The 22395-nt window shown below is 24.5% G+C and carries 19 protein-coding genes; 2 read left to right on the forward strand and 17 right to left on the reverse strand.

Annotation, left to right across the window (positions count from 1 at the left end):
* Positions 1-270: 270 nt before the first annotated feature.
* The 7 genes from T314_RS0103490 to T314_RS0103520 form a co-directional block, all read right to left on the reverse strand.
* Positions 271-2784 carry a hypothetical protein gene (locus T314_RS0103490; protein ID WP_029512214.1) on the reverse strand — a complete coding sequence of 838 codons (2514 nt, stop codon included), beginning with the start codon at positions 2782-2784 and terminating at the stop codon, positions 271-273.
* Positions 2785-2869: 85 nt separating this feature from the next.
* Positions 2870-5491: a valine--tRNA ligase gene (locus T314_RS0103495; protein WP_029512215.1), complete on the reverse strand. Its 2622-nt coding sequence runs from the start codon at positions 5489-5491 to the stop codon at positions 2870-2872.
* A 106-nt stretch (positions 5492-5597) separates the two neighbouring features.
* Positions 5598-8504 carry a cation-translocating P-type ATPase gene (locus tag T314_RS0103500; protein WP_029512216.1) on the reverse strand — a complete coding sequence of 969 codons (2907 nt, stop codon included), beginning with the start codon at positions 8502-8504 and terminating at the stop codon, positions 5598-5600.
* Positions 8497-9093 carry a ribosome biogenesis GTP-binding protein YihA/YsxC gene (gene yihA / locus T314_RS0103505; protein WP_029512217.1) on the reverse strand — a complete coding sequence of 199 codons (597 nt, stop codon included), beginning with the start codon at positions 9091-9093 and terminating at the stop codon, positions 8497-8499. Before yihA ends, T314_RS0103500 begins: the two co-directional genes overlap by 8 nt.
* An 8-nt stretch (positions 9094-9101) precedes the next feature.
* Positions 9102-9638 (reverse strand): hypothetical protein, encoded by a 537-nt coding sequence (locus T314_RS0103510; RefSeq protein WP_029512218.1) that lies wholly within the window; start codon positions 9636-9638, stop codon positions 9102-9104.
* A gap of 1 nt (position 9639) precedes the next feature.
* Complete coding sequence (locus T314_RS0103515; RefSeq protein WP_029512219.1) at positions 9640-10248, reverse strand: hypothetical protein; 609 nt, start codon at positions 10246-10248, stop codon at positions 9640-9642.
* Between the two features lies 1 nt (position 10249).
* On the reverse strand, positions 10250-10921 hold the full coding sequence (locus T314_RS0103520) for a hypothetical protein (protein ID WP_029512220.1): 672 nt from the start codon (positions 10919-10921) through the stop codon (positions 10250-10252).
* Positions 10922-10999: 78 nt separating this feature from the next.
* On the opposite strand from T314_RS0103520, the gene T314_RS0103525 reads away from it, so the two are divergent.
* On the forward strand, positions 11000-11710 hold the full coding sequence (locus T314_RS0103525; RefSeq protein WP_029512221.1) for a hypothetical protein: 711 nt from the start codon (positions 11000-11002) through the stop codon (positions 11708-11710).
* 34 nt (positions 11711-11744) lie between these two features.
* On the opposite strand, the gene T314_RS0103530 is transcribed toward T314_RS0103525, so the two are convergent.
* From T314_RS0103530 to holA, 8 genes are all read right to left on the reverse strand, one after another.
* Complete coding sequence (locus tag T314_RS0103530; RefSeq protein WP_029512222.1) at positions 11745-12353, reverse strand: short chain dehydrogenase; 609 nt, start codon at positions 12351-12353, stop codon at positions 11745-11747.
* A gap of 125 nt (positions 12354-12478) precedes the next feature.
* On the reverse strand, positions 12479-12643 hold the full coding sequence (gene rpsU, locus T314_RS0103535) for a 30S ribosomal protein S21 (protein WP_011183260.1): 165 nt from the start codon (positions 12641-12643) through the stop codon (positions 12479-12481).
* A 119-nt stretch (positions 12644-12762) separates the two neighbouring features.
* On the reverse strand, positions 12763-13641 hold the full coding sequence (locus T314_RS0103540; RefSeq protein WP_051612906.1) for an MSC_0882 family membrane protein: 879 nt from the start codon (positions 13639-13641) through the stop codon (positions 12763-12765).
* Positions 13641-13889 carry a TIGR04561 family membrane protein gene (locus tag T314_RS0103545; RefSeq protein ID WP_029512224.1) on the reverse strand — a complete coding sequence of 83 codons (249 nt, stop codon included), beginning with the start codon at positions 13887-13889 and terminating at the stop codon, positions 13641-13643. Before T314_RS0103545 ends, T314_RS0103540 begins: the two co-directional genes overlap by 1 nt.
* Before the next feature lie 100 nt (positions 13890-13989).
* On the reverse strand, positions 13990-15723 hold the full coding sequence (aspS, locus tag T314_RS0103550; protein ID WP_029512225.1) for an aspartate--tRNA ligase: 1734 nt from the start codon (positions 15721-15723) through the stop codon (positions 13990-13992).
* A 2-nt stretch (positions 15724-15725) separates the two neighbouring features.
* Positions 15726-16973 (reverse strand): histidine--tRNA ligase, encoded by a 1248-nt coding sequence (gene hisS / locus T314_RS0103555; RefSeq protein ID WP_029512226.1) that lies wholly within the window; start codon positions 16971-16973, stop codon positions 15726-15728.
* Positions 16974-17072: 99 nt separating this feature from the next.
* Positions 17073-18512: a hypothetical protein gene (locus T314_RS0103560; RefSeq protein ID WP_029512227.1), complete on the reverse strand. Its 1440-nt coding sequence runs from the start codon at positions 18510-18512 to the stop codon at positions 17073-17075.
* Positions 18505-19464 (reverse strand): DNA polymerase III subunit delta, encoded by a 960-nt coding sequence (gene holA / locus T314_RS0103565; protein ID WP_029512228.1) that lies wholly within the window; start codon positions 19462-19464, stop codon positions 18505-18507. Before holA ends, T314_RS0103560 begins: the two co-directional genes overlap by 8 nt.
* A 137-nt stretch (positions 19465-19601) precedes the next feature.
* Here holA and rpsT point away from each other — a divergent pair, with 137 nt between their 5' ends.
* Positions 19602-19847, forward strand: a complete 246-nt coding sequence (rpsT, locus tag T314_RS0103570; RefSeq protein WP_029512229.1) for a 30S ribosomal protein S20 — start codon at positions 19602-19604, stop codon at positions 19845-19847.
* A gap of 42 nt (positions 19848-19889) precedes the next feature.
* On the opposite strand, the gene T314_RS0103575 is transcribed toward rpsT, so the two are convergent.
* Together T314_RS0103575 and T314_RS0103580 are read right to left on the reverse strand one after the other, a co-directional pair.
* Entirely contained in the window at positions 19890-21749 is a 1860-nt protein-coding gene (locus tag T314_RS0103575; RefSeq protein WP_167321188.1) for a ComEC/Rec2 family competence protein, read from the reverse strand.
* Between the two features lie 136 nt (positions 21750-21885).
* The gene (locus T314_RS0103580; protein WP_029512231.1) at positions 21886-22380 is read right to left on the reverse strand and encodes a hypothetical protein; all 495 of its coding nucleotides are present in this window, start codon (positions 22378-22380) and stop codon (positions 21886-21888) included.
* Between the last annotated feature and the right edge of the window lie 15 nt (positions 22381-22395).

Genomic DNA, 22395 nt, shown 5'->3' on the forward strand with positions numbered 1-22395 from the left:
TTTGTTTATCATCACTTTTTAATTTACCTAAATCTTTTTCTAAAATTACGCTAGACAAATCAATTTTCTTATTTCTTACATTTTCACTACTACAAGAAACAGCTAAAATAACACCGTTTGTTGTTAAACTTAAAGCACATAAAAAACCTAATAATACTTTCATTTTTTCCTCGTGATTTCTATTATTTTAATTATTGCAAAAAAAAAAAAAAAACAAGTGAAATGTAAAAGTTCATTTCTCTTGTAATAAGATTTAAAAAATATTGTTTTTTATTTTATTTCAATTATTAATTCAATAGAGCTATCTATATCTCCATTTTCGCTAACTAATACTGTTTCAATTGTTTCACCTAAGTCGTTTGTTTTTTCACTCATGCCAACAACAACATATTGTGTGTTGTTATAATCTATAATTTCTCCAACTTTAGCTATATGATCAAGTTTAATTATATCTATTTGATCAACTTCATCATCAGAATGTCAATTTAAGTTATCAATTGTACCTAATTCATCATCATCCATTGATTTAAATAAGTCCAAATATTTTCCTTCAACATCATCTAGAAATTTTAAAGCATCCATTGTGGAATCGGTTTCGCTTTCTTCTAAAGTTTCATCTTTTAATGATTCATTTAGTATACTTTCATATTTTTCTTCAACATCATCTAAAAATTTTAAAGCATCCATTGTTGAACTTACTTCATTATAATTATCTAAATCAAGAGTTAGTAAACTTTCATATTTTTCTTCAACATCGTCTAAGAATTTTAAAGCATCCATTGTGCTAGTTTCTTGATCAATTCCAGATGATAGTGTAACGTTTTCAAACATTGTATCATCAACATCTAAATCTTCTGGTTCAAATTGGAATAGAGTTCTTTCTTCTTCACTAAAGATTAATTCATCAAGGTCGCTATTAACTTTTTCAGTATAACTTTCAAGATTACTAATTGTTTCTTCAATTTGTGTTAATTCTTTTTCAATTTCATGATCAAAATTTTCATCAATGTCACCATATAGAATTTTTGATTCAGATAAATGAGGCACTTCTTCATTATTAACAGTTTTAATACTTAATTCTTCTACTTCATCATACGAATCAAATTCATCGTCATCGATTATTGACATATTGTTATTTGTATCAAATTCAAAGCTATTTAAACTATCTTCTTCAGTTCCTAAAAGACTTGCTGTTGTCATTTCTTCTAATTCTTCATAATCTTCTGTTTTAATTACATCTTGATCAAAAGTAAAATCAGCTAATTCAGTTTTTTCTTCTGAAACAACATTTTTAAATGGTTTATTAACGCCTTCTTTAATATATGCTTTTTCATGTAAGAAATGAACTTTATCTTCTTCAGAATTAAATCTAATTTCTTTGTTAGGTTCTTCAATTGATAATGTTTCACCATTTAATTCATTATAATCAGCTGTTTGAATAGAACCATCATTTTGTTCGTTTAAATCAGCTGTATTTAAGAATGTATCATCATGTTTTGTATTTTCTGATTCTTCAAATATAGCTAATGTTTCTTCTTCTAATTCTTCATAATCTTCTGTTTTAATTACATCTTGATCAAAAGTAGAATCAACTAATTCAGTTTTTTCTTCTGAAACAACATTTTTAAATGGTTTATTAACGCCTTCTTTAATATATGCTTTTTCATGTAAGAAATGAACTTTATCTTCTTCAGAATTAAATCTAATTTCTTTGTTAGGTTCTTCAAATGATAATGTTTCACCATTTAATTCATTATAATCAGCTGTTTGAATAGAATCATCATTTTGTTCGTTTAAATCAGCTGTATTTAAGAATGTATCATCATGCTCAGTTTTTAAAGAATTATCTAAAACATTTAATTGTTCTTCATCATCTGAATACTCTATTTCACCAAGAATATCTATTGTTGAATAATCATCTATTTTATCATCAAATAATGATAAAGTTTTTTCATCTTCAGGTAATTTATCATAATCTTCAAAAATTAAATCTTCATTATCAGATTCATAAGAAATTGGATGTGTTGAGTCATCTAATAAAATTTGTGTTTTATCTGCTTGTAATGTTGCTGAAATGATTTCACTAATTGTTTTTTCACTATCATGAACTGTTCCACTTGTTTTTAATTCTTCAAAAGTTGATGTTAAATCTATTAATTCATCATCAAAGTTTAATTCTTCTGCTTTATCAAAATTATTACTTATTGTTCTATTAATTGAATCAATTAACGCTGAAGCATCATCAGATTCACTTTCAAAAGTTTTTGATGTGTTATCTTCTGTAATTTCTTCAACAGTTTCTTCTGTAAGTTCATTATCGATTGTTTCACTAACAATATTTGTAATTAAAATTTCACCTTCATCTGATAAAACTTCTTCAAATGCTATTTGTTTTGGTTTTTCTTCTTCTTGTCTTTTTCATAGGTTATTAGATAAAGAATTTAATCTGCTACGTTTTTGTTTATTTTGATTAATTTTGCTAAAAGGATCTTGTAAGTCTCTAATTAATTTTTCTGTTTGTTTTTCATTAACTGCTTTAACATTATTCTTAGCTTCTAAAACTTCAACTCTCGCAACATATTTTTCTCATGCATTAGTTGAATCTTTTTTATTATCATCCAATCATATTAAATACAGTGTGTACTTTTTAATATGTTCTTGAATTTGTTTATCATAATTTGAAATTTCTTTAGTTAAGATTGCTAAAGTTGCATCAGCTGAAAATTTTTGCTTTAAGATGTAATTATTTATTTTATTTATTAATTCTATTGAAACTCTTCTCATATTAACCTCTTTTATTAAATTATACTTTATTTACATATATTTTATTATTTAGAAATAACAAAAAAACGGTGTTTTTACCGTTTTTTTACATTTTATTTAGTTTATCTTGAATTAGTTCTAATTGTTGTTTGTATAATTCATATTTTTCTTTTTCTTCTTCTATTTTTGAAGGAGCTGCTTTTGATATGAAATTTTCATTACTTAACATTCTTTCAGATCTACTTATTTCATTTTCAAGTTCTTTTTTCTTAGTTGCTAATTCTTCTAACATTTTTTCTTTATCAATGAAATCATCGTTAGGAATTTCAATAAAGAAGTCAAGTACAGACAAGCTTGTTGTTTCGCTAACCAAAGATTCATTGATTGATAAATTCGCATTAACAAACTCATTTAAAAAGTTATTTATTTCTAAATTATATTTAGTTATTATTTTTAAATTACCATTAGTTGCATTTCAATTTAAAAACACATTATTCTTAATATTATTTGCTGCTCTAAATTCTCTTATTGAATTAATTAATTCAATAACAACATTAATGTAATCTGTTTCAAATATAAATTCTTTATCAAATCAACTTTCTTCTAAAATAGAGTTTTTCATGTCTAATGATTTATAAATATGTTCAGTTACAAATGGCAAGTATGGGTGCAACATAATCAATATATTTTTTAATAAATAAACAATTGTTTGTTGAGTAGCTTCTTTTGTTTTTGGATTATTTAAATTAACTTTTGCAAATTCAATATATCAACTACAGTATGTATTTCACACAAAGTCATAAAGCATTTTACCAGCAATTGCAAATTCATATTTATCTATTAAGTAATTAACTTGTTTTGAAACTTTGCTAAATTCTGTTAAAACTCATTTATCAGTTTCGTTTAGAGAATTTGAATTTAAAATTGATTGTTCGTCTCAAGGTTTAAAATCTTCTTCCAAATTCATTAAAACATATCTTGATGCATTTCATAATTTATTAATGAAATTTCAACCAGCTTTAACTTTAGAATCACTGTATCTGATATCTTGTCCAGGTGTTGAATTAGTTAATAATGAGAATCTTAATGAATCAGAACCATTGTTAGCAATTACATCCATTGGATCAATCCCATTACCTAATGATTTACTCATTTTTGTTCCATGCTCATCTCTTACTAAACCATGTATTAATACATCGTTAAAAGGTATTTGCCCAGTATATTCAATTGTTTGAAATATCATTCTTGAAACTCAAGAGAAAATAATATCATGCCCTGTTACTAAAACACCATTTGGTAAATATTCTTTAAAATATTTAGATTCAAATCCTTCTCCACGCATTAAAGTGGCAAAAGGTCATAAACCAGATGAGAATCATGTATCAAGCACGTCTTCATCTTGAATTCAATTTTCTGCATCTTTAGGAGCTTCCATACCCACATAAATTTTTGTTTTATCTGCTTTGTTATATCAAGCTGGAATCCTGTGACCTCATCATAATTGTCTTGAAATAGTTCAATCATGAATGTTTTCCATTCATTTTTTTAATACTTGATCAAAACGTTCAGGGAAAAACTTAATTTTTTCATTGCTTTCTTGAAGTTTTAAAATCATGTCAGCAAAACTATCCATTTTAACAAATCATTGATCACTTAAATAAGGTTCTACTATTGCATTACTTCTTTCACTAAATCCAACTTGATGAATCATAGGTTCTGCATTAATAAAAGTTTTTTCTTTTGTTAAATTTTCAATAATTTTATTTCTTGCTTCAAAACGGTCTAAACCTTGGTATTCTTGTCCACCCATTTCATTTATTGTTCCGTCTTCATTCATACATATTGGTTTTTCTAAATTATGACGAACAGCAATTTCAAAATCATTTAAATCATGTGCTGGAGTACATTTCATAACTCCTGTTCCAAAATGTAATTCTACATAATCATCAGCAATAATTGGAATAGCTTGGTTATTAACTGGATTAATCGCATTTTTCCCTATAAATGATGTATATCTTTCGTCTTTAGGGTTAACAACTAAACATTGATCAGCAAACATTGTTTCTGGTCTTGTTGTTGCAACATTTAAAAATTCATTAGTTCCTTGAATCATGTATTTAAAGTGATACATAAATCCTTCAACTTCTTTATAAATAACTTCAACATTTGAAATTGCAGTTTTTTGCATTGGGTCTCAGTTAACTATTCTTTTACCTTTGTATATTAATCCTTTATTATAAAAATCAACAAATATTTCTGTAACTATTTTATTAATATCCTCATCCAATGTAAATTTTTCCATACTGTAATCAAATGCTAAACCTAATTTAGATCATTGTTGTCTAATGATTGCTGCATATTCATGTTTTCATTTTCAAGCTTGTTCTAAGAATTTTTCTCTTCCTAATTCAAAACGACTAATACCTTGTTCTCTAAGTTTTGCTTCTACTTTAACTTGAGTACTGATCCCAGCATGATCCATGCCTGGTAAATAAAGTACATCAAATCCATTTAATTTTTTAAATCTAATAATGGCATCTTGCAAACTTCCATCTCACGCATGTCCAATGTGCAATTTACCTGTAACGTTTGGTGGAGGTAAAACAATTGAAAATTTTGGTTTTTTAGAATCTGGGTTAGCTTTGAAATACTCATTTTGAATTCATCATTCATATCTATTTTCTTCAACTATTTCATAACTATATTTAGCTTCTAATTCTTTTTTCATTTTTATTATCTCCATTTCAATATATTAATTTTATAATATTTACTCTTTAACAAAAAGTGAAAATAAAACATTTATGTTTAAACATAAAAAAAATGAGATAAACTCATTATTTTTTACGTTTTTTATTTTGTTCTTTAACATCTTGGTTAATCATTTCAGCAATTAATATTTGATTTTTTTGTCAATTACCAACTGATAAATGATATGAGTAAAATACAATTGCATCTATCATTAAGATTAATAAGAATGGAACAATTGAAATTGCGAATGCTACAAACATAATTCATATATTATCACTTGTTCATTTTGAAGTAGCTTTTGAATATCCTACTAATCCTAAAATACTATCATTTAATCCAGGAATTGTTATAACTCCAATTGATAAAACTAATGCTATTAATGATGCATATATTAAAGGTTTAGAAATTTGTAATTTAATTTTATTTGAAGCTTTTCAATTTGAAATTTTAATTAAATGTGCAAAGAATAAAGGTGACATAACTATTGTTATAAACATTGCTGTTCTTCCAAACACAATATATTCATCTAAAAGTTTATTTCTTTCAATAGCTGATAAACTACTATTCATAATTGCATGAATTTGATCTAATCAACTATCTGTTGCAACATTAATTATATTTTTATCTAATAATATAGTATTTCACTCACCTGTATTTGTTGCCATCATTCCAATAAAGAAAGAACCAACAGAACATAATGCTGATAATACTCCAATTTTAATTATTGGTAATATTAATCCTTTTAATAAACCATTCTTACCAACCTGTGGTTTAAGTTTCATTAAAGTATCATCTAAAGGACCCATACCAATAGCAATTGCTAAACATGACTCAACAATTAAGTTAATATATAAAATATTTGTTGCTTCTAATGGTGATATTTTAAAAATTAATGAAATTATTAAAATAGATAAAACGTTAGCCAAGTTGAATCCCATTAATAAAGTAATTGCTCGTTTAATTTTTTGATAAACGTTTCTTCCTTCATTAACTCCAGTCATAATAGTTGCAAAGTTATCATCAGTTAAAATAACATCACTGGCTTGTTTTGCCACGTCAGTACCTGTAATACCCATAGCAACCCCAATATCAGCTTTGCTTAAACTTGGTGCATCATTTACTCCATCACCAGTCATTGAGACAATATATCCCTTTTTCTGTAATGTAGCAACAATCTTAACTTTATGTTCTGGGTTAACACGAGCAAACACTCTTATGTTATCAATAACTTCTTCTAATTCTGCATCAGACATAGTATCAAGTTTATCTGATGAAATAACTTGTTTTTCATCATAAGCTAATCCTAAATCTCTAGCAATAGCTAAAGCAGTAATTGCATGATCACCTGTAATCATACAAACCTCAACTCCAGCAGCATGAGCTTCTTCAATTGCTTGAACAGCTTCTTTTCTAACTGGGTCAATCATTGCAACTGCTCCAATAAAAGTAAGACCTTTTTCTTCAAGTTTATTATTTTTAACTTCTTTATAAGCAAAAGCTAAAACTCTTAAAGCATCATCACTTAAATTAATACTTGCACGCATAATTTCATGTTTATGAGATTCAGTTAATTTAATAACTTTGTTTTCAATCATTATATGATCACAAATACTTAATAATTGGTCAATAGCACCTTTTGTAAATGCAATTGTTTTTTTATCAACAGTATTTAAAGTACTCATTAACTTTCTTTCACTATCAAAAGGTATTTCATCAATTCTTTCGAATTTCTTACGATAAACTAATTCATCAACACCCATTAATTCAGCAAAATCTACTAATGCTAATTCTGTTGGATCTCCAATTCTTTCGTTTCCCTCAGTAATACTATCATTTGGTAAAACTAAAGCTTTAAGTAATAATTCTTTTTGAATACTTTCATCTAAATCAAGATATTCATCTGAATCCATAATTCTATTATTATCAATAACTTTTTTAACAGTCATTTTATTTTGAGTTAATGTACCAGTTTTATCTGTACAAATAACATTAACTGAACCTAAAGTTTCAACACTTGCTAATTTTTTAACAATAACATTATTATTTGCCATTCTTTTTGTTGAGAAACTCAATGTAATAGAAATTACAGCAGCCAATGATTCTGGTATAACACCAATTGCTAAAGTAATTGCCACCATTAAATAACTAGCTCATGCTTCAAATCCACCAACTAAAGATAATAATAAGAAAACAAAAATTCCTATTAGACCAGCTACACAACTAATCACATATCCAAATTTACTAATTTTTTTCTCAAGTGGAGTTTCAGTTTCTTCGTTTTTATCAATAGCTTCTGAAATTTTTCCTATTTCTGTGCTTAAACCAGTTCCAATAACAATACCAACAGCTCTACCAGCTGTAGTAAATGTTGACATAAATGCTATATTAGTCTTTTCTGCTAATATAGTTGTCTCTTTTATTGCTTTATGTGTTTTTTCAACAGGAACTGATTCACCAGTTAAAATTGCTTCATCAATCATGAAATCAGCTGATTGAACAATTCTTAATTCAGCAGGAACATATTTACCTGCTTCAAGAATTACAATATCACCAACTACAAGATCAGATGCATCTATTTCCTTCTGATTATGATCTCTTAAAACTACAGCTTTTGGTTTAGAAAGTGATTTAAGTGCGTCAACACTCTTTCTAGCTTTAACTGTTTGAACTGTCTCTAAAACAGCATCAACAATAACAATAAGCATAATAACAACAAAGTCTATAAATTCATGAAAACCTAATTTTTCACCAGGAGATGAAATTAATGGAGCTACAACTGATATAACAGCAGCAAACATTAATATTAATTGTAATGGTTCAACAAACGCGTGCAAGAATGTAACTCACCAAGGAGTAACCTTTGCAGTTGGTAATTCATTTTTACCATTCTCTATAAGTCTTTTTGTTGCTTCTTCTTCTGTTAAACCTGTTTTTATATCAGTTTCTAACTTATTTTCAATTTCTTTTATGTGACTACTCTCTCAACTATCCATTTTCTACCTCTAATAATCTAATTAAAGCATCATAGCTTTCTTTAATATTTATTTTATCTAAATTTGAAACTTTAATTAACACATCATTTTGATCAAACTCTAAAGTTTCTTTTATTAATTTTTCGTTTTTTGCAATTTCATTTCTTTTTAATTTATCTAACTTTGTTCCAATCATTAATACTGGGATATCATTAGCTTTTAAAAAGTCATACATTTGAATATCATCATTTGTTGGTTTATGTCTTAGATCTACTAACATACAAACAAGTTTAAGATTTTCTCTTGTTGTTAGATAATCCTCCATCATAATACCAAACTCAAGTTTCATTGAATTAGAAATTTTAGCATAACCATATCCAGGTGCATCCACAAGTCTAAAACTACTATTATTAATATCAAAGAAATTTAATAATCTTGTTTTACCTGGTGTGTTAGCTACTTTAGCTAATTTTTTGTTATTTGCTAAAGTATTAATAAAACTTGATTTACCAACATTACTTCTTCCTACAAAACAAACTTCTGGAATATTATCTTCGATTCAACCAGACTTATTTGCTGCTGATTTAATAAATACACTTTGTTTAAACATTTTACCTCCTAAATAAATTCTGTTTTCATTTTCAACTCAATTAAAAAGTCTTTTAATTCTCAATGATATGAAACTTTTATTATGTCATATCCTTCTATTTCTTTAACTTTAAAAATTATTTTTTTACGTTTAATATCATTTTTAATTATTTCTATTTCTTCAAGACCAAAAACTTTATCTCATATAACTATTTTATTGTTCTTAACAACTACATATATTGATTTAATTTTATTTTGAATTAATATTATTCAAATAATTAGCATTATCATGTAGATTAAACAGATGATTGATTGTACTAATAACATTACGTTTGTCATTAATACTAAACAAATGATTGTAATAATAACAAATACTAAATTAAATATTATTAATGATATCAAATAACCAAGACATATATATAATAATTTTGAATTCTGAAAATATTTGCTATCTTGTTTAATCAATTTTTGGATTTGTTTGAAATATTTTCAATCTTTTATAGCAATGTAAAATGCATAGGCCATTAAAACTAAACTTATTAATAAAGGAAATACAATTAATTTCATCTTACTCATTCTCCAATCTGAATTTTGAAATGATAGATTTTAGTTTTAAATCATTAGTTACAAAATATATTTCTTCATTTTTTGTTTTCAAGTAAATGGTTTTCAAATACTCACCATTAAAATTTCAAACATAATTTTCAACTAATATAACATTATTAAATTTTATAATTTTAAATTCTATGCCATTGTCTAAAACAATTCTTTTATTGCTTATATAAGTTAGCGTTTTTTCTAATTCGTTTTGTTTTCCTTTTATTTTAAAAAGAGAATAATTTTTTTTAAGATTTTTAATGTATTGATCATATTCATCATCAAATTCTTTTTTCTTATTTTTTTTATTTTCTTTTTCATTAAAAGATACTTCTAATTCATCTACAAAATAAATATTTTCATTTTCAGAAAGCTCAAATTTTGTTTTAATCGGTTTTAATTTTTTAAGTATTTCGTCTTCTACTTTTTTGTATTCAGCAATTTCTTTTAGATATTCATCATTAATTACTTTAAAAGGTTTGTGTTTAACTGAATATACATATGACAGAATTCCAACAATTAAAAGTATTATTGCATATAAGATTATTATGCAAATTGCAATTATAAATTTTGAGTCCATTTTATTCTTCTTCAAAATCCATTTCATATTGTGATCAAATATCAATTAAATTAATTAATGATTCTGCTTTATTTAATATTTCTAAAAATTCATATTTTTTTTCATCATTTATAGCTCTATCAACTTTAAGCAAATTTATCATTAATTTACTTGCTTCTCTTAAATCATTTAAATTAGATTCTTCAAGTGCTATTTTTAAAACTTTAAGAAATTCATTTTCATTCTCATAAACATTTTTAAATTTTGAAAGTGATTCACTATAAACTTCATTAACTTTTTTAATTATTATTTCTTTGAATATTTCTAAAATATTTTCTTGATTTACAATTATTTCATTTGCTTTTGATTTAGCTTCTATTGAATCAGTAAATTTAAATAAAAATTCATTAGTTGCTAAAAATTTACTCATAGCTATAGCTATTTGTAAATCTGAAATAATTTCAAATTCTTCCTTGTGGTTTAAAGATTTAATCTCTTTTAATAAATCTTTTTCTATGTCATTAAGTTTATTTAGTAGCTTAGTTAAATCCTCTAACTCTTCAACTTCATTTAAATTATCTAAAAGACTTGTTAATTCTTTTTTATTTTTTAATTCAGCTTCAACATTTTCTAAACTTGAAATAACAATTGCTAAACCTGGTTCTAAAAAATCAACTTCGATTTCGTTATTCATCTTCTTTCTCCTTTTAAAGTATAATTATATTTAATTATACCTTATAATATAAAAAAGAATAAGAATAGAGGAGTTATAATGATTCAAATATTTAAGTTAAAAGAGTTAAATCAGGTTGAATTATCACATTTGGAAGAATTAAATTCTTGATGAGATAAACCTGTTGATAAAAAAATTGCAAAATGTAAATTATTTATTTCAAAGTTTGGACTGCAGCCAAATGATTACATTACATTTGATAGTTTAAAAGATGTTAATTTTAATGATTATATAAGGGGTGTAAATAATTATTTAAATTTTTATACACCGAAATTAAAAACAATTGTAAGCGAAAGACATGCTTTTAAAAAATTTGATAAGTCAATCATAAATTATATGCAATTAAATGGTTATACAGCATCAATAAGTACTATAGCCTCTTTTTATACAGAAGAAGTAGATCATGATTTAAATAAATTTAATAAAATTGATGCAATTAATTTTGCAAATAAAGTTTTATTAGAAAAATGAAATAAATTCAAAAGAGAAGTTTTATCAACTTTTGGTGGTAATGAAATAATTAAAGATGTTATAAAAGGGATATTTGAAAACGAAGTTATTTATGATGGTGTCTTCTTTGATTCAAGAGTCATTGTAAATACAATTGTAAAATATGCATCAAATCTTTTAAAGAAAACTGAAATTACAGAAAAACAATTTTTAAATATTATGTACTTAGCTTATCTTCAATCTAACTTTATTGAATCTTTTATTTACATCTACAAAGAATTCACAATAAATTTAAAATAAAAAACTATTAGGAATTAAACTAATAGTTTTTTTATTAATAAACTTTTATTTCTTCACCGTTAGTATCATTTTCAATAACGTTAACAAAAGCGATTGCAGCTTTCTCAACAGGAACAGGTTTTACACCTTTGAAATAATCACCATATAATTCAAGAGACTCATCAAAAACTGAAGGACTTATAGAATTTATTCTTATATTCTTTTTAATATCACAAGCAGCAGCTTTTGCAAAAGCCATAACAGCTCCATTAGTTAATGCTAACATTGTTCCTTCTTTTATAGGTTCATCTTTTGCTTTACCAGTGATTAATGTAATGCTTCCGTTTTCATTGACAAAATTCATTCCAATTAATACTATATTCACTTGACCAAGCATTTTATTATTAATTGAGAACATTATGTCTTCTTGAGTTAATTCTTCAATTGGTTTAATTGCAGCTGAACCAGCAGCTACTACAATATGATCAACATTTCCAATTTTTTTAAACATTGCTTCAATACTTTCCTTTGAAGTCATGTCTACCTGAATATCTCCAGATTTTCTTCCAGCTGTTATTATTTCATATTCTTTTTCGCTTTTATTCAATTCTTTTACTATAACAGCCCCTAATGTTCCATGACCACCTAAAATTAATAGTTTCATTTACATCTCCTTTTTAATTAAATTGATTATATAACTATTTTTAAAAACTGATTATTTTTTAGTTGATAAATTAATAAAAAAAAGATGCAAAAAGCATCTTTTTAGCAAATTAAATTGCTCTATTATTATTTGTATTTACGGTTTTGTTTTTGTTTGTAAATTCTTTTTTCTTTTTTACTTAGGTGATATTCACGTTTTCTAGCTTCAGCTTTGTTTGATGATGCTACTTTTTGAAATCGTTTAAGAGCTTTTTCGATTGATTCTCCCTCGTGTACGATAATACTTGCCATTTTTTCAACTCCAATTCAATAAACTATTAATATTTTATCTCAATTACGTTGTAAATTACAATACTTTTAATAAAAATAAAAAAATTTAACCTTTTTTGTTTTGGGTTAAATTTTATTTTCTATAAAAATCACCAAAGTTTTTTGTCAGATTTTTTTCTCATAATAAAGTAAGGTATAAATATTACGAATAAAACAATAGCTAATATTGTGAAGAAAATTAACATACAAAATTTATTAGCTGATTTTTTTAAAGCTATTTGTTCAGGAACTCCAACAATTTCATATCCATAAAATGAATCTATGTTTCCTTTTCTTGAATAATTAAATATTAAAGAAAAAATTTGAATTATTGCAGTTAATGATAAAATCACAATAAAAATCATGATTTCTGAATCTAAACTAACTTTATCTGATTTATTAACTAAGAATAAAATTAATGTTGTTAATCCTCCATATAAATAAATACCAAAACAAGTTCAGTTTAAATATATATGTCTTTTTACTATTTTTTTGTAACTTTTGATTATAAAGAATGGAATTCTTTCTTTTCCCATTAATAAGTCAGATTTATAACCTTTAACATCAATCATGATATGTCTTAAATCAATTAATGCAATTACCATAACAATAGAACTTAAAATTAAAATAGTAATCATGATAGCAGCACTTGGAATTAATTTTGGATCAATTCTTAAGAAGTTTTCTCCATCTTGTAATTTTATGTAATTTAATGCTATAAAAAATGCAGATACAATTGAACATATTATTGAAGTAAACATTAAGAATGCAATCTTATATTTTTCCATTTTAATTTCTTTTGCAATTCTTTTGTTTACTGTTACTGCCTCTAATTCTTTTTTTGAAAATTCAGGTGTAATACCTCTAAACTTATTTTCACCAAATACTGAATCACTAGAATTTACATAATTAGGATTTTTTATTTGATTTTGTTCATTTGGATTAGGCTGTTGAACCCCATTCATAATTTCATTATTCATTATTTGTTTTCCCTTTCTTTAAGTTTTGTTTCTTTTACTATTGAGTTAATTTCTTCATCTATTTTAATTTTTTCAATTTCTAGATTATTACTACTTTTATCTATTTTTACTTTTGTAACAACAAACTTTGTTAGATAAATTAGCAAAGATATCAAAAGAAGTGATGCAAAGAAAATGAAAATAAATAAAAATGGAATTGGTTTCCCAAATATAACTAGAGCATTATTTACGTCAAATATCCCCTTCATGTCATTTCCCCTTTAAATAATTTTATCATTTTTTAGTTTTATTTGTTTTTAGTTTAAATAGTCAGCACAGAATAAAAAACTAAACAATGAATGTTTAGTCTTATTTTATTGTTTTAATACTTAATTCAGTTAATTGTTGGTCTTCAACATAACTAGGTGCATCATTCATCATATCAATCCCTTTTGAATTTTTAGGGAAAGCTATAACGTCTCTAATTGATTCTGAATGAGTAAGTAACATAATTACTCTATCAATTCCAAAAGCAAAACCAGCATGATTTGGTGCTCCATATTTATATGCATTTATAAATCAACCAAAGTTTTTCTCAATAGTTTCATCATCTAATCCTACAGCTTCAAACATTCTTTGTTGAATTTCTGAGTCTGTAATACGAACTCCACCACTTCCAAGTTCAAATCCATTTAAAACTAAATCATATGAATCTGCTATTGCATCTTCTTTATTAGTTTCAAAATCATCAATCGATTTAATGTTTGGCATTGTAAAAGGGTTATGAGCAGCTACATATCTAGATTCCTTATCACTTCATTCGTATAGTGGAAAATCAATAATTCATAATAATTTATAATCATTAGGATCATTTAAGTTTAAAATTTCAGCAACTTTATTTCTAACTGCACCAAGCATATCTGATATCTTGTCGTATTTACCAACGTTTAATAGAATAGTTGCTTTTTCTTTAATATTAAATTGTTTAACTAAAGCTTCTTTTTCACTATCTGATAAACTTGAAGCAATTGAACCACTTCAAGTTCCATTTTCAAATTTAGCAAATGCTAAATTATTAAAACTCTTTTGTTTTGCAGTTTCTGTTAAAATTTCTAATTGTTTTTTGCTCAATAACTCTTCAACACAAATTCCTCTAATTGATAATTTATTTTCTTTAAAACCTTCGAATAATTTGATCTCAGTTTTATCAAATATTTCATTTAAAGTATTAATTTTTAAATCAAATCTAATATCTGGTTTGTCACTACCATATAAATCTATTGCTTCTCTAAAAGGCATTTTGATTAATTTTTCTTTAAAATCAATTCCTTTAACTTCTAAAAAGATTTTCTTAATTACCTTTTCAATTTGGTCTTGAACCTCTGCAGCAGATGCAAATGACATTTCCATATCCAATTGAGTAAATTCAGGTTGACGATCATTTCTTAAATCTTCATCTCTAAAACATCTAACAATTTGATAATATTTATCAAATCCACTAACCATTAATAATTGTTTATATAATTGAGGAGATTGAGGTAATGCATAAAAAGTATTTTTATTTAATCTTGATGGAACTAAAAAATCTCTAGCTCCTTCTGGAGTTGATTTCCCAAAGTATGGAGTTTCAACTTCAACAAAATTATCAGCTTCAAATTCTTTACGAATTATACTGTTAACTTTTGCTCTTAAAAGCATATTATTTTGTATTTTTTGACGTCTTAAATCTAAATATCTATATGACATTCTTGTTTCTTCTGAAACTTCTACATCGTTTTCAATAACAAAGGGAGTTAGTTCACTTTTATTAATTAATTCAATATTTTCAACTTCTATTTCAATTTCACCAGTAGGTATATCTGTATTTTTTGATTTACGTTCAATAACTTTACCTGTTATTGAAATTACATATTCAGGTTTTAAATTATTAATTAATTCTTGTTTGTTTTCATTAACAACAATTTGTGTAATGCCATAAAAATCTCTTAAATCAATAAATGTAATTTGTCCCATTTTACGAATTTTTTTAATTCATCCCTTTAATGTTACTTCTTGATTTACATTTGAAATGTTTAATTGATTACAATTATGTGTTCTTTTCATTTCTATTTTTCCCCTTTTAAGTATTTAACAATATCTTTAAATTTCATTTCTTTAGTTTCACCCGAATTTTGATCTTTTATTGCATAAATATCACTATTAATTGAATTTTCACCAATAATAACGATATTTTTAGATTTCATTCTTTCTGCTGATTTAAATCCAGCTTTTAAATTTTTAATATTTCAATTTGTATCAACTTTTAAGTTTGCTGTTCTAGCTTCTAATAAAAGCTTGTTTGTTAAAAATTGAGCATCATCAGACAATGGTATTATAAACAAGTCTAATTCATCTTCATCAGCAACTTTTATTTCTTGATCACTAAGAAGCATCATTATTCTTTCAATACCTATTGCAAAACCACTAGCAGGTAAATCAGGTCCGCCTAGTTCTTCAACTAAACTGTTGTATGAACCACCAGCGATAATAGCTTGATCTGTTTTAATATTTTTAAATTCAAATACTAAACCTGTGTAATAATCTAATCCTCTTACTAAGTTAAAGTTTATTTTTGCTTCAAACCCTAGTTGTTTTATTTGATCAAGTGTTTTATTCAATCTTTCTTTGTTTTCTTGACTTGCAAATAAAGTCATTTTTGGTGCTTCTGTAAATTTATTACCATCAATTTTACAATCTAATACACGTAAAACGTTTTTCTTAATTCTTATTTCACAATCTGAACATAAATCATTAAATGAATTTAAATATTTTTTAAGTTCTAATTCATATTCTTTTCTTTCATTTCCGCTTATTAAATAGTTCATTTCAACAATTACGTCTTTATTAATTTTTAATTCTCTTAAGAATGACTGACCTAAAGAAATTAATTCAACATCATGACTAATTGAATCTATACCAAATGTTTCTACACCTAATTGATTAAATTGTCTATATCTTCCAGCTTGTGGTCTTTCATATCTAAAAATAGGGCCGATATAAAATGTTTTATATGGTAGATTCTCTTGAATATATAATTTATTTTCAATTAAAGCTCTTACAGTTGGTGCTGTTCCTTCTGGTCTTAAAACATATTCGCGGCCTTTTCTATCAGTGAACTCATACATTTCTTTGCTTACAATATCGCTTGAGTCACCAACACCTCTAACAAACAATTCTTTAGATTCAAACATAGGAGTAATGATTTCACCATAATTAAAAAGATTTAGAACTTTTCTAAATTTTTCTTCTACTGCATTTCATTCTTTAGAATTATTTAAAAATAAATCTTGAGTTCCTCTAGGTTTTTGAATCATAAAATCTCCTTTTGCTTTAAATATTATAACATTTTCATTTATTAACAAATAATAAGGTTTTACAAAATAAAAAAATGATAGAAATCTATCATTTTGATATTAGCTTTGTTCTTGTTCGTCTTCATCAAATAATGAAGGATCTATTTCATAATGTTTTCCTTGCATAGCAGCCATTGTTGCATTTGTTTGTTCAGTTCTTGCTTTCATAATTTTTTGTACATCTTTTTTAGGATTAACAACAACTAACATTAATGCACCCATTAAAGTTAAAATTGAAGATACTAAAGCACAAATTGAAAGACTTGTAATTATAGATATTTGAGAACTGTATGTTGATGATAGTGTTTCTATAAATTTAGAAAAGTCATTATCAATAAATACATCTTTTGAAGGGCTAATTTTTAGATATTGATAAGAATCTCATTTATTCATAATTAAATCTTTTGAAATTGAACCAGAAACCTCAAATAATAAGAAGAAGATAAATATCGCTACTATTAGTAATGTGAATCCACTTACTCTATATTTTAATCTTGATGAATCTTGTTTTTTTCAGAATGTATAACCCATATACCCAAATCAAAGTAAATAGAATATTGCAAATATTATTGAACCAACGTTTGTTGATGATTTTGCAAATATATCTAAATTAGTAGAAATCTTACCATAGTTTTGAGAAACTTTTCCATCAACTACAAATCAGTAGTCAAAACTAGAATTTCATCCATCAAAAGTTGGAAATAAAACTTTAATTAATGAATCATCGTTTTTATAACTTAAATCAACTCTTACAGTTCCTATATAAACAACTAACGCAACATAAAATATTATGGTTGCAAGCATAAGTACTGTAAATAGTTTTTTAATAAGTGGCATATATTTTGGTTTTGTCTTAAAAGGATAGAATTTAGGATTCATAAAGATATTTGGTGGTACATTTCCACCCATATTTCCACCCATATTTCCACCAAAAAAGTTTTGTTGTTGATTAAAGTTTTCCTGATTCATGTTTTCAGTACTTGAATTAGTTTTCTTTTTGTCAGAGTTTGCTTTTTCTTTTTCAGCATTTTCTTTTGCTTCTTTTTCAGCTTTTTCTTTTGCTTCTTCATCTAATTTTTCATCCATTTTTTTAACATAATCTGAAGATAGTTTAGCATTTGATTCAATGTCCTCAATTGTAAATATTTCCTCTTCATTTGTTAATGTTTTTCTCATTACTTTATAATTTTCATTAATAAAAGTAACAACACGTGAATACTCAGCATAAATTTCTTCGCTATTGATATCATCATCTGCTGCTTCAAATCTATTTGAAACTTTAGTTATTTTTACATAAGCCTTTGCAAATTCTGCCGCAACTTTTTTACGGTTATATCTACACTTGAATTTATCGCTTTCTAAAAGCAATAATAAGTCAATTAACTTAATAACTTCTTTTCTAAAAGCTTCTTCTTTTCTTAGAAAATATTTTAATTTATCATTTTTATTAATATTAAACAGTAAATGTGAAATACTAATATAAATTTTTTTATTATCCATTTTTATCCTCCATGTTTTTAATAAATCTATATTCAACTATATTGTCTTTATCCATAGTGTTATTTAAAACACCTTGTTGAATATAATATAATAATTTAATTTTATCATTTAATTCTCTAATGTTAAGTTTATTTGAAATAGCTATCTTAACTCTATAAGGGTGTGCTTTTGTTATTTGAACAATTTCTTCATTTCTAATTCCTTGTTGTTTCATAACATTTACATCTCTAAAGAAAACAACAGTTGAGCTTAATAATGCTATTAATTTCGAAATATCATCATTCATAAGTAAATAATCTTTATAAAGTTTTAAAAATGTTTTTGTTTGATTATTAACAAAAGCATTTGATAATTCGAAGATGTCGTTATCAATATATTTAGATAAATTATTTTTTATATCATCAAGTGTTATAACATCTGATTCTATGTGAGAAAGTTTAGTTAATTCATTTGTTAAAGTTTGCATATCTTTTGGAATAGATTGCAATATAAATGCTGCATCATGATCTGTTATTGATTTTTCATTTCTAGTGAAAAAAGCTTTAATATAATTTAAAACTTCATTTTCTTGCATAGTTTTAACATTAGTTACTTCTAGATTCTCTTCTATATATTTAGCTATTTTTAGTCTTTTAGAAATTCTTTCGTTATTTAATGTAAAAATTACAACATTATCGGTTTTACTTTCAAGAATTTTGTAAAGTGCTTCTTCTGAATAGTTTCTATGCAAACTTATTTTTTCTTCTGTTGCAAATCATGCATCACTTATTATTAAAATTTTAGGTTCTCCAAATAAGGAGAACGTATTTAATGAAGTATACATTTCGGATATATCATTATAAATTAAGGAATAATTTTCAACTTCATATTCTTTTTCAGTCAATAAGTTCTTAACTAATTTATTAACTGTTTTAGTTAGTAAAAAATGATCCTCTGAATAAATAAAATACATACTTACCTCCACAAATGTTATTCTTATTTTATATCAATGTTTAGATAAAAATGTTTAAAGAATAAAAATGTTTAATTTTATCTACTTATTTGTTATAATCTAAATTGTACTAAAAATTATATAAAGGAGTTGAAATTATGCCAAATATTAAATCACAAAAAAAACGTGTTTTAACTAATGAAAAATCAAGAGCTTCAAATAAAGCAATTAAATCAGAAATTAGAACAGCGATTAAAAAAGCTTTAACTGCTAAAAAAGATGAAGCTACTGATGCAACAGATTTAATTAATCACGCAGTTAGTTTAGTTGACAAAGGTGTTAAAAAAGGTATCTTAAAACCTAATAAAGCTGCAAGAGAAAAATCACGTTTAATGCAAGCGTAATTCTCAACTAAAAAGAAATAATGTAAGGCAACAATTGTTGCCTTATTTTTTTATTATCTTATAGCTTTTAAATAAAACAAAGACATTGTCTAAACCATTTGTGATGTAATATTGTATTTTTAATTTTTTGAGTGTGTCAATTGTTTCTTTATGAGGAAACTTTTTATTTCCACCTTCATTTTCACCACTTATTAAAGCAATTTTAGGTTTTATTAAATTAATGAACTCAAAACTTGAACTTGTCTTACTCCCATGGTGACCTATTTGTAAGATATCTACTTTCTTAAGATTTAAGATATAAATAAAATCAATTCTATTCATTAAGTACATTTCTGTTTCTTTTTCAGCATCTCCCATAAATAAACTTCTTATATTTCCAATATCTACTATTAAAACTAAACTCTTATTATTTTCAGAATTAGCATAAGGATTTATAAAAATATTAATAATAATGTTCTTTATTTTTACAGTATTTAATATGTCTTCATTTAAAATAATTTGCTTTATTTTAAAATTTTCTTTTAAACTGAATAAATTATTATAATGGTCTTCATGTGTATGAGAAATAAAAATTAAATCTATTTTATTGATACCTTGATACTTTAAAAAATTACTTACGAGTTCTGGACTTCTTTGCTTTCCAACTCCAGCATCAAAAATTATAGTTATATTATTTCACTTGTTATGATAAACAAAACTATTACCGTTACCTACATTAAGCATTGTCAAATATTCTGAGGGCTTAAATAAAAAATTTAAAAGTAAAAATAAAGTAAATGCAATTATTGAATATATCTTTATTTTTATTGATACTAAATCACAAACAAAGTTTATTATTGTTAAATAACCAAATAATATAAAAATAATATTGAAGTAACCAACATTTAATATAAGACTTATTCTTTTAAGCAAAATAAGTACAGTTAGTAATACATCATATAAATTAATTAATAACTCTTTGTTAATTAAATACATTAATGGCGAAATTCAATAATATACACTTATTATTGGTGATAATAAAAAAGCATAAAACATTGAAGTACCATTTATTTGATAAGTGAAATATACATTCAATAAATTTAATAGCATAAAGAAGAAAATGAAATTAAAAAACTTTTTTTCTTTATTAACTAAAGATCAAAAGAGAATAATTAAAACAATGTATCAAAAACCAGAACTAAAAGCAAAGTTAGGAAAAATTAAAATGATAACGACCATTGAAACAAGATTTTTTAAATATCTATCACTTTTTAAAATTTTAAATATATCTAAAATTTGATTAAACATTATCCTTGTAAACATAATAGGTCAACAAGTTAAATAGCTTCATACAAACAATATAAAAGTTGAAATGTATTTAAATTTTCTAAGAGTTAATTTATTAAATAGTTTAAACATTAAAAACATATTTATAAAATTAAAATTAATTAAATATTTTAAACCCAATTGATTTAATTCAGAAACCATTAAATCACTAGAATCATACTTATTTAAGAAAATCACATTAATTAATAAAGGAGCATTATTTAAATTAAAATGTTTATAGATTAAAACTCTTATATTGAAGTTATTTAATATTTCTAAATTTGATGCTTTAATTTGGTATCTAATATTATCCTTACTAAGATATTCTTTAAAATCAAATTCGTAGTAATTAGAAATGCTATTTATTTGATTTACTTTTCCTTTTATGTTTAGTTTCATACCTACGACATAATTATTTTTGTTAGCTTGTATATAAAATTTTGTATTATTAATTTTAACTATTATGTAATTAGTCTTACATTTTAATATTTTTGCTTTTCCGACTATTTCTTGTTCTTCTTCAAAACTATTTGAATTTCAGTATTGATATATCAATAACATTATTATTGCAATAACTATTCAAGCAATTACAAACAATATTTTTCTTTTGTTTTCTAATCAGGTAAATATTAAAAGTATCAAAAGGCTTATAAACAAATAAATTATTTCTTGTGTATAAAAGAAATGATACATAGATACGAGTGAAATTAAAAAAATAAAATATAAAATAGGCTTAAAATGTAATAAGTTTTGAAAGTCCTTTTTCAAATAAGAATTGTTCATTTTTAGATTCACAAAATGCTTTCACCTCACTTTCAATAACAGAAGAAGGCTTTGCTTGATCAATAATTAAGAATAGCTCAATAGAGTCAGATGAGCTTAAGTTAAATAGCAATATATCACTCATTTTTATATCCAGATAATTTATTTTTTGAATATATTGATCTTTGATGTCTAAAACTATTTTATCTTGTTTTAAATTCACTTTAATTGGCTCAAACCAACTCAAATTACTGTCAACTTTTTGAAATTCATATCAATAATTTTTATAATTATTTTTAGGCAATTTTTTAGGGTATGTAAAATTTTCAATATTTGTTATTAATTCATATCTAATTTGAAAAATAAATTCTTCTTTATTGCTAAAATTATCAATACTAAAAAAACTTGTTACAAAAACAAGAATTAAAATGATAGTAAAGGCTATTAAATATTGAAACTTTTTCATATTAGTTATTAAGGT

Origin of the sequence: Mesoplasma grammopterae ATCC 49580 (assembly GCF_000701525.1) — a bacterium.
Classification (GTDB): domain Bacteria; phylum Bacillota_I; class Bacilli_A; order Mycoplasmatales; family Mycoplasmataceae; genus Mesoplasma; species Mesoplasma grammopterae.